The sequence below is a fragment of the Micromonospora sp. WMMD558 genome (assembly GCF_049315255.1).
Taxonomy (GTDB): domain Bacteria; phylum Actinomycetota; class Actinomycetes; order Mycobacteriales; family Micromonosporaceae; genus Micromonospora.
The window spans coordinates 924714-937284 of sequence record NZ_CP186061.1 but is presented as its reverse complement, the minus strand read 5'-3'; the positions used below and the strand labels follow the sequence as shown (position 1 = coordinate 937284).

The 12571-nt window shown below is 72.3% G+C and carries 16 protein-coding genes; 8 read left to right on the top strand and 8 right to left on the bottom strand.

Going from position 1 to position 12571, the window contains the following annotated elements:
• Positions 1-58: 58 nt before the first annotated feature.
• The gene (locus ACN26Y_RS04490) at positions 59-928 is read left to right on the top strand and encodes a PhzF family phenazine biosynthesis protein (protein WP_155329039.1); all 870 of its coding nucleotides are present in this window, start codon (positions 59-61) and stop codon (positions 926-928) included.
• Between the two features lie 113 nt (positions 929-1041).
• A complete protein-coding gene (locus tag ACN26Y_RS04485) occupies positions 1042-1551 on the top strand; it encodes a hypothetical protein (protein ID WP_155329038.1) in 510 nt (169 codons plus the stop codon).
• Positions 1552-1614: 63 nt separating this feature from the next.
• On the opposite strand, the gene ACN26Y_RS04480 is transcribed toward ACN26Y_RS04485, so the two are convergent.
• The gene (locus tag ACN26Y_RS04480) at positions 1615-2328 is read right to left on the bottom strand and encodes an HAD family hydrolase (RefSeq protein WP_155329037.1); all 714 of its coding nucleotides are present in this window, start codon (positions 2326-2328) and stop codon (positions 1615-1617) included.
• Between the two features lie 106 nt (positions 2329-2434).
• Here ACN26Y_RS04480 and ACN26Y_RS04475 point away from each other — a divergent pair, with 106 nt between their 5' ends.
• Positions 2435-3400, top strand: coding sequence for a DMT family transporter (locus ACN26Y_RS04475; RefSeq protein ID WP_155329036.1), 966 nt, complete (start codon positions 2435-2437; stop codon positions 3398-3400).
• A 94-nt stretch (positions 3401-3494) separates the two neighbouring features.
• Here the strand turns inward: ACN26Y_RS04475 and ACN26Y_RS04470 are convergent, their stop codons facing one another.
• Positions 3495-4214, bottom strand: a complete 720-nt coding sequence (locus tag ACN26Y_RS04470) for a GNAT family N-acetyltransferase (protein ID WP_422734372.1) — start codon at positions 4212-4214, stop codon at positions 3495-3497.
• A 148-nt stretch (positions 4215-4362) separates the two neighbouring features.
• Positions 4363-5187 (bottom strand): SDR family NAD(P)-dependent oxidoreductase, encoded by an 825-nt coding sequence (locus ACN26Y_RS04465; protein WP_155329034.1) that lies wholly within the window; start codon positions 5185-5187, stop codon positions 4363-4365.
• Between the two features lie 130 nt (positions 5188-5317).
• Between ACN26Y_RS04465 and ACN26Y_RS04460 the strand changes: the two genes are divergently transcribed.
• A complete protein-coding gene (locus ACN26Y_RS04460; RefSeq protein WP_155329033.1) occupies positions 5318-6274 on the top strand; it encodes an HpcH/HpaI aldolase/citrate lyase family protein in 957 nt (318 codons plus the stop codon).
• A 61-nt stretch (positions 6275-6335) separates the two neighbouring features.
• On the opposite strand, the gene ACN26Y_RS04455 is transcribed toward ACN26Y_RS04460, so the two are convergent.
• Positions 6336-6878 (bottom strand): DUF4190 domain-containing protein, encoded by a 543-nt coding sequence (locus tag ACN26Y_RS04455; protein ID WP_155329032.1) that lies wholly within the window; start codon positions 6876-6878, stop codon positions 6336-6338.
• A gap of 119 nt (positions 6879-6997) precedes the next feature.
• Here ACN26Y_RS04455 and ACN26Y_RS04450 point away from each other — a divergent pair, with 119 nt between their 5' ends.
• Complete coding sequence (locus ACN26Y_RS04450) at positions 6998-7885, top strand: SDR family NAD(P)-dependent oxidoreductase (RefSeq protein WP_155329031.1); 888 nt, start codon at positions 6998-7000, stop codon at positions 7883-7885.
• Between the two features lie 69 nt (positions 7886-7954).
• Here the strand turns inward: ACN26Y_RS04450 and ACN26Y_RS04445 are convergent, their stop codons facing one another.
• A complete protein-coding gene (locus ACN26Y_RS04445) occupies positions 7955-8428 on the bottom strand; it encodes a DUF4190 domain-containing protein (protein WP_155329030.1) in 474 nt (157 codons plus the stop codon).
• Positions 8429-8600: 172 nt separating this feature from the next.
• On the opposite strand from ACN26Y_RS04445, the gene ACN26Y_RS04440 reads away from it, so the two are divergent.
• A complete protein-coding gene (locus ACN26Y_RS04440) occupies positions 8601-9797 on the top strand; it encodes an acyl-CoA dehydrogenase family protein (protein WP_155329029.1) in 1197 nt (398 codons plus the stop codon).
• A 52-nt stretch (positions 9798-9849) separates the two neighbouring features.
• Here ACN26Y_RS04440 and ACN26Y_RS04435 read toward each other — a convergent pair whose 3' ends face one another.
• From ACN26Y_RS04435 to ACN26Y_RS04425, 3 genes are all read right to left on the bottom strand, one after another.
• Positions 9850-10263 (bottom strand): CoA-binding protein, encoded by a 414-nt coding sequence (locus ACN26Y_RS04435; RefSeq protein WP_155329028.1) that lies wholly within the window; start codon positions 10261-10263, stop codon positions 9850-9852.
• 22 nt (positions 10264-10285) lie between these two features.
• Complete coding sequence (locus ACN26Y_RS04430) at positions 10286-11008, bottom strand: hypothetical protein (protein WP_155329027.1); 723 nt, start codon at positions 11006-11008, stop codon at positions 10286-10288.
• Positions 11009-11116: 108 nt separating this feature from the next.
• Positions 11117-11287: a type II toxin-antitoxin system prevent-host-death family antitoxin gene (locus ACN26Y_RS04425; protein ID WP_155329026.1), complete on the bottom strand. Its 171-nt coding sequence runs from the start codon at positions 11285-11287 to the stop codon at positions 11117-11119.
• 35 nt (positions 11288-11322) lie between these two features.
• Here ACN26Y_RS04425 and ACN26Y_RS04420 point away from each other — a divergent pair, with 35 nt between their 5' ends.
• Positions 11323-12417, top strand: coding sequence for a transposase (locus ACN26Y_RS04420; RefSeq protein ID WP_230688869.1), 1095 nt, complete (start codon positions 11323-11325; stop codon positions 12415-12417).
• On the top strand, positions 12312-12566 hold the full coding sequence (locus tag ACN26Y_RS04415) for a zinc ribbon domain-containing protein (protein WP_370463292.1): 255 nt from the start codon (positions 12312-12314) through the stop codon (positions 12564-12566). The genes ACN26Y_RS04420 and ACN26Y_RS04415 overlap by 106 nt, the downstream gene beginning before the upstream one ends.
• Positions 12567-12571: the final 5 nt, after the last annotated feature.

The window sequence follows — 12571 nt, the reverse complement described above, 5'->3', positions numbered from 1 at the left end:
TCCGGCGCGGCCGGGCTGGAACGTCGATACCGGCCGGCAGCGCCTAGTGTTTATCACCATGTCGACCCTGGCCTACGAGATCGTGGACGTGTTCACGGACCGCCCCTTCGCCGGCAACCCGCTGGCGGTGGTGTTCGGTGCCGACGGGCTGGCCACCGAGCAGATGCAGGCGCTCGCACTCGAGTTCAACCTCTCCGAGACCGTGTTCGTGCTCCCGCCCACCCAGGCCGGCGCCACCTACCGGGCGCGGATCTTCACGCCCGTCGACGAGTTGCCGTTCGCCGGGCATCCGAGCGTCGGAGCGGCGGTCACCGCGAGCCGGCGGGGGCTGTTCGGCGCCGGCCCGGTCCTGCAGGAGTGCGGGGCCGGCGTCCTGCCGATCGAGGTCACCGCGACGGGCGCGACGCTGACCGGCGGCATGCCCACCCTCGGCCCCGAACTGGACCCGGACCCGCTGCTGGAGATGGCCGGGCTCACCGCGGACGACCACGTCGGCCCGGCGCCCCGGGTGGCCGGCTGCGGCCTCGAGTTCCCGTACCTCCCGGTGCGTGCGGACGCGGTGGCCCGCGCGCGGGTCAACGCGGCGGCGGCGCAGCGGTACGGGGTGGAGCACGTCAGCGTCTTCTCCTGGGACGCCGACTCGCAAACCGCCCACGCGCGGGTCTTCGTTCCCGGGCTGGGCGTGCCGGAGGATCCGGCCACCGGCTCCGCCGCCCTCGGGCTCGGGGTGTGGCTCGTGGCGAGCGGGCTGCTCCCCGGGGAGGGCCGGTCGAGCTACGCCGTACGCCAGGGCGTCGAGCTCAACCGCCCGTCGTCGCTGGCCTGCACGGTGACCGCGGCCGGGGGCACCGCGGTCGGCGCCACCGTCTCGGGTCAGGTGATGCCGGTGGCCCGCGGCGAGATCCTGGTCCCACCCTTCATCGGCTGACCCGCGCTGAGGTGCAAGGAAGGGCCCCTTCTTAACGCCTGCGGTAGGGAAAGGGTCCCTTGTTAACGCCGCCTGGCCGCGCGAGCCGGGTACGCGTACGGGAGGATGCGGGAGTGACGGACGCAGAGCGGACCACCACGCCCCTCGTCGACGAGGCGACGAAGAAGGCCGCTGTGGCCTGGGTCGCCGTGCCCGGCGGCCCGGCCCTCGCCCTCTGGTGCTTCCCCCTGGAGGGGGCGCTGTTGGTGGTGAGCGGGCCGGGCGAGCAGTCCGCGCCGGGGCTCGCCGACGCCACCCACGCGCAGGTCACCCTGCGGGGCGACCACGGCGGCCGGATCGTCACCTGGACGGCCGACGTGTCCCGGGTGGCCCCGGGCAGCGAGGACTGGGAGACTGTCGCGCCGTTGGTCGCGGCGAAGCGGCTGAACGCGCCCGGCCCGACCGCCGACCTCGTGGCGCGCTGGGCGGCTGACGGCTGCGCCCTCAACCGGCTGACGCCCGCCGGCGAGCCGTTGGCCGGCGCCGCGCTGCCCGCCGACTCGCTGGCCGAGGTGCCGCGCGAGGCGCCGGTTGTCCGGGCCACCCGCAAGCCGTTCCGCCTGCACCGGGTCCGGCGCCGCTGAGCGGTTGCGCCGTTAACAGGGGTCCCTTCCACTACCGCAGGCGTTAAGAAGGGGCCCTTCCTTTCACCCGCGGCGTGTCGCGGCGGTGGGTGCTGGCTCGTCAACCAGGTTCACCACCTCGGTTAGGGAGAGCAGCTCGGGGCCGGTCCAGGCGTCGTCGCGGTTGAACGCCATGTGGCCCGCGAGGTCGGGGGCGACCAGGCGGACGGCGGTCAGCCCGGCTCGCTCCGCCCCGGTCAGCTCCTGGCTGCCGCCGTCGCCGACGTACAGGCACTCGGCCGGTGCCACGCCGAGCCGGCGGCACGCCGTCCGGTACAGCTCCGGGGCCGGCTTGCAGCGGCCGACCTGTACGGAGAAGACGCGGACGTCGAGCAGCGGGTCGATCGGCAGGTGCGGCAGGAAGGCCGGCAGCTCGTGGGTGCAGTCGCTGACCAGCCCGGTCCGCACACCCCGCCGGCGCAGCGCGGCCAGGGTCGGCACCGCCTCCTCACGGAGCCGGGTGTCGGCCCGGACGGCGTCGTGCCGGGCGGCCACCGCCGACCGCACCGCCGTGTCGGAGGGGCGGACACCGGCCTGCTCGCAGACCCAGCGCAGGGTGGCCTCGGCGGTGCCCAGGCGGCCGGTGGCGCGCTGGTAGTAGGTGCGGTCGAGCACGTCGACGAGGACGTCGGGCGGGCATCCGAGCAGGTCGGCGGTCGTCCGGTGTGCCGCGCCGCGCTGCACCGAACGGGTCAGCGTGCCGAAGAAGTCGAACAGCACCGCCTGGAACATGGGCATGGGGGAGGGCCTCCGGGCGGTCGAGGGGGGTCGCCGACGGACGGCCTGGATCGTAACCGGGCGCTGACCGTCGGTTGTTACCGAAGTTGTGTGACTATTTCTCCCCGTGTCCTCCGCACCGCACCGCCCGGCACCGGACCCGCTGACGTTCGGGGCGCTCGCGCTCGCCGTGGTGGCCGTGTCGTCGTCCGCGCCCCTGGTCGCCTTCGCGGCCGCGCCGGCCCTCGCGATCGCCTTCTGGCGCAACCTGCTCTCGACGGCCCTACTCGGTCCGGTCGCACTGGTGCGGCGGCGGGCGGAGTTTCGGGCGTTGACCGCGCGTGGCGGCCGGCGCGAGGGCTGGTACTGCGTACTCTCCGGTGTCGCGCTCGCCGCGCACTTCGCCACGTGGATGCCGAGCGCGCAGCTCACCTCGGTCGCGGCGGCCACCACGCTGGTCGCGACCCAGCCCGTCTGGCAGGGACTGATCGCCCGGGCGCAGGGGCGCCGGCTGCCGGTGACGGTGTGGATCGGCATCGGTGTGTCGGTCGCCGGCGCCGCCCTGGCCACCGGGGCGGACTTCGCCGTGTCCGGCCCCGCCTTCGCCGGTGACCTGCTCGCCGTGACGGGCGGCATGTTCGCGGCGGTCTACACCGCGCTCGGCGAGCGCGCCCGTACGGCGGTGAGCACCACCACGTACACGACCATCTGCTACGGGGTGTGTGCGGCGTTGCTGCTGGTGGTGTGTCTGGTCGGCGGCGTGCCGGTGACCGGCTTCGACGCCACCACCTGGCTCGTCGTGCTGGCCCTGGTGGCCGGCGCCCAACTGCTCGGGCACTCGATGTTCAACTACGCCCTGCGCCGGGTGTCGGCGACCACGGTCAGCGTGCTGATCCTGCTGGAGGCCCCCGGGGCCGCGCTCATCGGCTGGGTGTGGCTGGATCAGCTGCCGCGTACCCTCGCGCTGCCCGGCCTGGCCCTGCTCCTGGCCGGGGTCGCGGTGGTGATCCTCGGTGGGGCCCGGACCCGCCGCATCCGGGCCACCTCGGCCGCGCCCACCGTCCCCGCGGACGCCGCTCCCGTACCGGACTGACGTCCGTCCGGCGGCGCCGTTCCCGCCGCTTCGGCTGCCCGGCTCGGCCCGTCCGTGACGGTGCGGGGGTCGCGAGCCACCTCACCGGTTGCGGTCAGACCTCCTCGACCTCGAGGACCCGGGTCGTCGGGGCGGCGTCGCCGAGGGCGGCCCGCAGCGCGAGCCGCTCCGGGTCGGCCAGGGCGGACTCGTAGCCCGCCCGCGTGTCGAACCGGATGACGTGCACCTCGGTACGCCCGTCACCGGTGCGCAGCCGGCGCTCCACCCGCCCGCCGTGCCGCCCCAGCAGGCCGAGCACCCGGTCCTCGTACGCCCGGCCTTCCTCGACCGCGCCGGGGGGCAGCTCCACCAGCGCGACCAGGCGCACCGCGGCGGCCGGGTCGGTCACCAGCGACTTCCAGAAGTGGTGGTCGACGTTCCCGCCGGGGATGCCCTCGCGGCGCCCGGTGTCCAGGTAGCCGTGCCGGCGGTAGAACTCCGGCGCCTGGAACGAGAACGACGACACCGACATCTGGGTGCAGCCGCGCCGGCGGGCCTCCTCCTCGGCGGCGCGCAGCAGCCGGCCGCCCCAGCCCTCGCTCCGGCGGTCCTCGCGGACCCAGACCATGTTGATCCCGGCGCAGTCGCCCCAGCTCCAGCCGGTCAACCCGGCGACCAGTTCACCGTCGGCGTCGGTCACCCGGACCGACAGGTCGGTCTCGTCCGCCGCCCCGGTCGCCCGGTTGTTGAACGCGGTCAGTTCCGCGCTGAGCCGCTCCTCCAGCTCCTTGTCCGCACCGAGCACCTGGATCGTGTCGCTCCCCGGGAAAGTCATGCGGCGGAGCATCGCAGCGCCGGCGCGACGCGGCAACCCGCCAAGGCCTGTCGCGCCGGTCATCTGTCGGCTCGCGGCGGGCCCGGACGACGCCCGGGGGAGCTGGAGCTTCGTCCGGGTACAACACCGGGCTGGGACGTCGGGCCGCCTACTCGCCGACGCCGACAGCCTTGGCGCTGGCCGTCCAGAGCCGGGCGGCGAGCTGCGGGTCGGCCGCCTTGGGTAGCGGGCGGCGCAGCCGGCGGTCCATGTAGTACGCGCCGCTGCGCAGCCGGTCCGGGTCCTGGTTGGCGAGCCAGACCAGGGTCTCCGCGCCCTTCTCCGGGCTGCGGAACGGCAGCAGGCGCATGCCGAGCGCGACCATCCGGCTGTCGTTGCCGAACCGCGTCCGCACCACGCCCGGGTGGAAGCAGTACGCCGGGATGTCCGGCCAGCGCCGTGCCGCTTCGGCGGTGAAGAGGATGTTGGCCTGCTTGCTGGTGCCGTAGGCGTTCATCGGGCGGTAGCGGCGCAGCGGCCGGTTGAGATCGTCGGGGTCGAGCGAGCCGCTGCGGTGCGCGCCCGAGGCGGTGACGACGATCCGGCCGACCCGGTCGCGCAGGAGGTTCGTCAGCAGGAACGGCGCGAGGTGGTTCGCCTGGATCGACAGTTCGTACCCGTCGACGGTGGTGATCGGCTGGAGCACGATCGCCCCGGCGTTGTTCGCCAGGACGTCGATGCGGTCGTACGCGGCGCGCAGCCGTTCGGCCAGCCCTCGCACGTCGTCGAGGACCGCGAAGTCGGCCCGGAACAGCTCGGGACGCTCGCCGGCGGCGTCCCGCACCTGCTCGGCGGCGGCTTGGAGGCGGGCGGGGTCGCGCCCGACGAGCACCACCTGGTCGCCCCGGGCGGCCAGGTCGACGGCGGCTGCGAGGCCGATGCCGGAGCTCGCCCCGGTCACCACCACCAGCCGACGCCCAGTGAGATCTTCCACAGGTCCATTCACCCCGGTCACGGCACGAGGTTACCGTGGCGTCACAACGCCCTTTGGGATCGTTAAGTTCTCGGAATCTCACGTTCAGGTGGCGTCGGCGTGCCCGCCGCACGCTGGAAGGAGCGCATCCATGGCCGCAGTCGGTCGCCCCCGCCGGTCCTGCCTCGCGGTACCGGGTTCCAGCGTCAAGATGCTGGGCAAGGCTCAGGGCCTCCCCGCTGACCAGGTCTTCCTGGACCTGGAGGACGCGGTCGCCCCGCTCGCGAAGCCGGACGCCCGCAAGAACATCGTCGCCGCGCTCAACGAGGGCGACTGGGCCGGAAAGACCCGCGTGGTCCGGGTGAACGACCTGACCACGCCGTGGACGTACCGGGACGTCATCGACATCGTCGAGGGCGCCGGCGCCAACCTCGACTGCATCATGCTGCCCAAGGTGCAGAACGCCGCCCAGGTGCAGTGGCTGGACATGACCCTCACCCAGTTGGAGAAGACGCTCGGCCTCGAGGTCGGCCGGATCGGCATCGAGGCGCAGATCGAGAATGCGGCCGGTCTGGTGAACGTCGACGCGATCGCCGCCGCGTCGCCCCGGGTGGAGACCATCATCTTCGGCCCCGCCGACTTCATGGCCTCGATCAACATGAAGTCGCTGGTGGTGGGCGCGCTGATCCCGGACTACCCGGGCGACCCCTACCACTACATCCTGATGCGCATCCTGATGGCCGCCCGCATGCACGACAAGCAGGCCATCGACGGCCCGTTCCTGCAGATCCGGGACGTCGACGCCTTCCGTGAGGTGGCCAAGCGCTCGGCCGCGCTGGGCTTCGACGGCAAGTGGGTGCTGCACCCGGGCCAGATCGACGCGGCCAACGACGTCTACTCGCCGGCCCAGGCCGACTACGACCACGCGGAGCTCATCCTCGACGCGTACGAGCACTACACCTCGGAGGCGGGCGGCAGGCTCGGCGCGGTGATGCTCGGCGACGAGATGATCGACGAGGCGTCCCGCAAGATGGCGCTGGTGATCGCGGCGAAGGGCCGAGCGGCCGGGATGAGCCGCACCTCGACGTTCACCCCGCCCTCGGAGTAGTCGCTTCCGTCCGCGTGCCGCCCCGGTGTCCACCGGGGCGGCACGCTGCTTTCCGTGCCGCTCAGAAGCTGCTACCGCTGCTGCCGCCCTCGGAGGCGATGGCAAAGATGATCACCACCACGTAGAAGGCGATCAGCAGCACCAGGAGACCGGTCAGGATCCAGCCGACGATGATGGCGGCCTTCGCCATGCCCTCGCCGCCCTCGCCGGTCTGCCGGATCTGCTTGCGCGCCACGTGGCCGAGGATGGCCCCGATCGGCGCGGTGATGCAGGACGCGATACCCACGAGCGACAGCACCAGCGCCACGATGGCCATGGTGTTCGTCCGTTGTGGCGGGTAGCCGTAGCCGGGGTGCGCCGGCGGCGGGTAACCGCCGGGGGCGTACGGGCCCGGCGCGGGCTGGCCCGAGGTCTGCTTGACGCCCGCGTACGGGTCGCCGGGCATGCCCGGGTACGGGTTAGTCGGCGCGTACGGGTCGCCGCCGGTCGGCTGGGTGGGAATGGGCTGACCGCTCACCGGGAGGGTCGGGTCGGCCGGAGGCGTCGGCTGCTGACCGGACCACGCCGGGTCCTGCCAGCCGCCGGACGGCGGGGGATAGCTCATCGTCTGCTCTCCATCGAGGTGCGGGTGAGCCGTCAGAGTAATCAGCCGGACGCAAATGCGAGGACGCCGCCACCGGGTGCCGCGTTGCCCGGACCCCGGTGACCGGGCAGGATCCTGGCATGGCGATTGACGCGAGAGCCGGCAGCCGACCGAGACGGGACGCGAGCCGTCCCGGCCTGGCCCGCCGCAGCCGGCTGGCGACCGGCCCAGCCGACCACGACGAGCCGGCTGCCCTGCCGGAGCCGGTCACGATGCGGCTCGACGGCAAGGTCGCGCTGGTCACCGGGGCCGGCAGCCCGGACGGCATCGGGTACGCGACCGCCCGTCGCCTCGCCGACCTGGGCGCCCGGGTCGCCATCGTCTCCACCACGCGGCGGATCCACGAGCGGGCCGGCGAGCTGGGGGTCACCGGCTTCGTCGCGGACCTCACCGACGAGTCGGAGGTCGGTGCGCTGGCGGACGCCGTCGCCGAGCAGCTCGGTGACGTGGAGGTGCTGGTCAACAACGCGGGCCTGGCCAGCCGGGCGAGCCCGGAGGTGCTGCGGCCGGTCGCCCAGCTCAGCTACGACGAGTGGCGGGGCGAGATCGACCGCAACCTCACCACGGCCTTCCTGTGCAGCCGGGCGTTCATCGGCGGGATGGCGGAGCGGGGCTGGGGCCGGATCGTCAACCTGGCGGCGACGGCCGGGCCGGTCAACGCCCTGCCGACCGAGGCCGCGTACGCGGCGGCGAAGGCCGGTGTCGTCGGGCTGACCCGGGCGCTGGCGATGGAGATGATCGCCGACGGGGTGACCGTGAACGCCGTCGCCCCCGGCACCATCCACACCGCCGCGTCGACGATGGCGGAGATCAAGCAGGGCCTGGGCACTCCGGTCGGCCGTCCCGGCACGCCGGACGAGGTGGCGGCGGCGATCGCCTTCCTCTGCTCGCCGGCTGCCTCGTACATCACCGGCCAGATGCTGGTGGTGGACGGCGGCAACAGCGTCCGCGAGGCGCAGTTCCGCTGACCGTGCCGGAGCCGTCGTCGGCGCGGCCCGCCCAGCCGGCCGGGCCGCAGCCCGATGGCGGCTCCGGCGTCAGTACGTCATCCCGTCGTTGCCGGCGATGGCGAACAGCGCGATCCATCCGCAGCAGACGAGCACGCCGAGCCCGGTGAAGATGTAGCTGAGGATGAGCCCCCAGGTGGCCAGCTGGTCGCCCTCCTCGCCGCTGGTGCTGATCTGCCGCTTCGCCAGGTGGCCGAGCACGATTCCGGCGGGCGCGAACACGAAGGCGAACACCAGCGAGAGAACGGCCAGGACGTTCATCCCCCGGCCCCCGCCGGGGGGCGGCCCGTAGCCGCCGTGTGGCGCGCCCCACTGCTGCCCGTACGGCTGGCCGCCCGGAGGAGGCCCGTAGGACGGTGGCGGCTGGTAGGGGTCGTACCCGGGTGGCGGTGGCGGTGGGGGCGGCTGGTTGGGGTCGTACCCCTGGGGCGACTCCGGGCCCGGCGCGGGCTGCTCCCAGGGCGACGGCGGCCGGTCGGGATCCGGGGGCGGCGGTTGGCTCACGGTCTCCTCCTCCTGCCGGATCACGTCCCTATTGCCGGACGCTACCCCGAGCGGTGAACCTTTTCACAGCGGTTGTGTGGACTGGTCACCTTGGCGGCGCCGCCCGCGCCGCCGATACTGACCCAGCGTTCAGTTACCCATGAGTAATGCGCCGATCCCCCCGGAGGCTGAGATGGCCCGACTCGCCCAGACACCCGGCCTGACCGACGTGCAGCGGTCGATCCTGGAAACCGTCCGGGAGTTCGCGGACAAGGAGATCATCCCGCACGCCCAGCGGCTGGAGCACGCCGACGAGTACCCGACCGACATCCTCGACGGGATGCGGGAGATGGGCCTGTTCGGCCTGACCATCGACGAGGAGTACGGCGGCCTGGGCGAGTCCCTGCTCACCTACGCCCTGGTGGTCGAGGAGCTGTCGCGGGGCTGGATGTCGATCTCCGGCATCGTCAACACCCACTTCATCGTGGCGTACCTGATCTCCCAGCACGGCTCGGCGGAGCAGAAGGCCCGGCTGCTGCCGAAGATGGCGACCGGCGAGGTGCGCGGCGCCTTCTCGATGTCCGAGCCGGAGTGCGGCTCCGACGTCTCCGCGATCAAGTCGAAGGCGGTCCGCCAGGGCGACAACTTCGTCATCAACGGCCAGAAGATGTGGCTGACCAACGGGGCGTACTCCTCGGTGGTGGCCACGCTGGTCAAGACCGACACCGGGGCCGACTCGGTCTACGGCAACATGAGTACCTTCCTGCTGGAGAAGGAGCCGGGCTTCGGCGAGACCGCCCCCGGCCTCACCATCCCCGGCAAGATCGACAAGATGGGCTACAAGGGCGTCGAGACCACCGAGATGGTGCTCGACGGCGTGACCGTTCCCGGCTCCGCCGTGCTCGGCGGGGAGGAGAAGGTCGGCCGCGGCTTCTACCAGATGATGGACGGCATCGAGGTCGGCCGGGTCAACGTGGCCGCCCGCGCCTGCGGCATCTCGATCCGGGCGTTCGAGCTGGCCGTCGCGTACGCCCAGCAGCGCCGCACCTTCGGCCAGCCCCTCGCGAAGCACCAGGCGGTCGCGTTCAAGCTCGCCGAGATGGGTACGAAGATCGAGGCGGCGCACGCGCTCATGGTCAACGCCGCCCGGCTCAAGGACGCCGGCCAGCGCAACGACGTCGAGGCCGGCATGGCCAAGCTGCTCGCCTCCGAGTACTGCGCCGAGGTGGTGCAGGAGGCGTTCCGCATCCACGGCGGCTACGGCTACTCCAAGGAGTACGAGATCGAGCGCCTGATGCGGGAGGCGCCGTTCCTGCTCATCGGCGAGGGCACCTCGGAGATCCAGAAGACCATCATCTCCCGCGGCCTCCTGAAGGAGTACAAGCTCTGAGGTGAAAGGAAGGGCCCCTTCTCAACGCCTCCGGTAGAGGAGGGGTCCCTTCTTAACGCGGCGGCTGACGGTTCAGGCCGGCGGCGGCGCGTTCCACGACCAGGCAGCGGTCCTCGACGTAGTCGACGCCGGCCTCCTCCGCGACCCGGCGCGCCTCCGGGCTCACGATGCCGAGCTGCAACCAGACCGCCGGGACGCCGATCGCCACCGCCTCCCGGACGACCTCCACCGCGTCCTCGGCCGGCCGGAACACGTCCACCAGGTCGACCGGGTGCGGGATGTCGGCCAGCGAACGGTAGACCCGCTCGCCGAACAACTCGTCAGCCGTCGGGTTGACCGGGATGATGCGCCAGCCGTACCGCTGCATCTGTAACGGGACGCTGTGCGCGGCCTTGCGCGGGTCGCGGGACGCGCCCACGACGGCGATCACGGCGGAGTCGGCGAGGATCTGCTGAGGAGAGCGCACCCGCCGACTCTAACTCCGACGGTCAGGACGCGCCGCCGAGCGCACGACGCAGCCGCGCGTACTCCTCCGGCGTCCCGATCGCCGCGCGGTGTTCGGGGTGGCGCAGGTAATGGTTGATCGCGGCGGCCAGGTGCGGTGGTGCCACGTCGAGGTCGCGCAGCCACACCCGCTCCTCGGCCCGCCGACGGCGGCGTCGGGTCGCCTGCTCGGGGCGGGCGAGGGGCAGGCGGAGCTCGCTGTCGTGCTCCGTCGCCGGCGGCGGCCCGAGGGGGTCCAGCGCCGACCAGGGTACGACCATGGCGCGCTGCGGCCCGTCGGAGGCGACGCCGTCGGGGGTGATCCGGAGCATCGGGAGCCGTGTCCATTGCCGGTGCCCGAACACGGCGATGGCGGCCACCGAGCCCAGCAGGAACATCCACCCGAAGGCGTCCCGCTCCCACCGGCTGCCGTACCAGGCGAGTTGAAAGGGCAGCCACGCGAGGAACACGGACACGAACGTCACCGCACCGCGCGGCGGCGCGTAGAACGCGGACCGGTCGGGTGCCTGTCGTAGCCCGGCCCGGCTCGGCCGACGGAAGAATCCGTAGTAGGCGAACAGCGCGGCCAGCGGGGCGGCCGTCGGCAGGAGCCGGGCCGGGTCGTCCTTCCACAACAGGCAGAGAAGCCCGAGGAGGGCGCCGAGGATCACGGCGCCCGTGGCGGCGCGGCGCTGTCGCCGCAGGGCGGCGTCGATGATCTCCCGCACGCCGGCAGCGTAGCGGCGGTCCGCTACCAGGAGGCGGCCAGTGCTCCGCGCTTCAGGGCGGGGGGTGTAGGCCCGGGTGGGGAGGGTCGTCAAGGCTCGGGCCGTGCCTTAGACCGGTGGCTTCTCGATCTGCTCGGCCGCGGGCACGGGGACGAGTGCGGCGATCCGGCGGCCGTTGCGGGTCACATAGACGATGCGGCCGTGCACGGCGACGTCGTTCAGCATGTCAGCCAGGTTCTGTCGAAGGTCGCTCGCGCGGACCTCGGTCGTGTCGCTCATGACCAGCGATCGTACTCCGCTGTACTCTGCTGTACGTGCAGCTGCGGCTTCGATACAACTACCGCGTCTACCCGGCGCTCGGGCAACAGGAAGCGTTGGCGAGGGCGTTCGGGTGCGCGCGGGTGGCGTTCAACGACGGGCTGCGCGCACGTCAGGAGGCCCGAAAGAACGGTGAGCCGTACCTGTCGGACGGCGAGCTGTCGAAGCGGGTCATCACCGAGGCCAAGCGCACCCCCGAGCGGGCGTGGCTGGGTGAGGTGTCGGCGGTGGTGTTGCAGCAAGCTATGGCGGATCTGAACAGCGCGTACCGCAACTTCTTCAACTCGGTCATGGGCAAGCGCAAGGGCCGCAAGGTGGCTGCGCCACGGTTCCGCTCCCGAAAGGACAACCGGCAGGCCATCCGCTTCACCCGTAACGCCCGGTTCGCGGTGCTCGACAACGGCCGCCTTCGGTTGCCGAAGATCGGCGACGTACCGGTCCGCTGGTCGCGCAACCTCCCGGCCGAACCGTCGTCCGTGACAGTGATCCGGGATGCGGCGGGCCGGTACTTTGCGTCGTTCGTTGTGCAGACCGCCGAGGACGAGACATTGCCGTCAAACGAGGCGGAGGTCGGTATCGACCTGGGCCTGACGCACTTCGCGGTGCTGTCGGACGGCACGAAGATCGCCGCACCGAAGTTCCTGCGCCGCGCGGCCCGCAAGCTGCGCCGGTTGCAGCAAGACCTGTCCCGCAAGCAGCGGGGTAGCAACAACCGTCAGAAAGGCTGTCGTCAAGGTGGCGAAGGCACATGCGAAGGTGGCCGACACCCGGCGGGACTGGCAGCACAAGCTGTCCACGGCGATCATCCGCGACAACCAAGCGGTGTACGTCGAGGACCTGTGCGTGGCCGGTCTCGGCCGGACCCGACTCGCCAAGTCGGTACACGATGCGGGCTGGGCCCGCTTCATCGCCATGCTGGAGTACAAGGCCACCCGGTACAGGCGCACCTTCGCCCGGGTGGACCGGTTCTTCCCGTCCCACCCGCATGTGCTCCGACTGCGGCCGGATCACCGATAAGTTGGATCTGTCGACCCGGTCGTGGGACTGCACGTGCGGAGCGGCCCACGACCGAGACGTCAACGCGGCCATGAACGTGCTCGCGGCGGGACGCGCCGAGAGCCTAAACGACCGTGGAGCGCGGGTCAGACCATCAGCGATGGTGGCACCGCGCGGCGAAGCGGTAATCCACCCAGACGCCGCGTGTTCCACGCGCAGCGTGGAGGGAATCTCGGTCCTTTAGGGCAG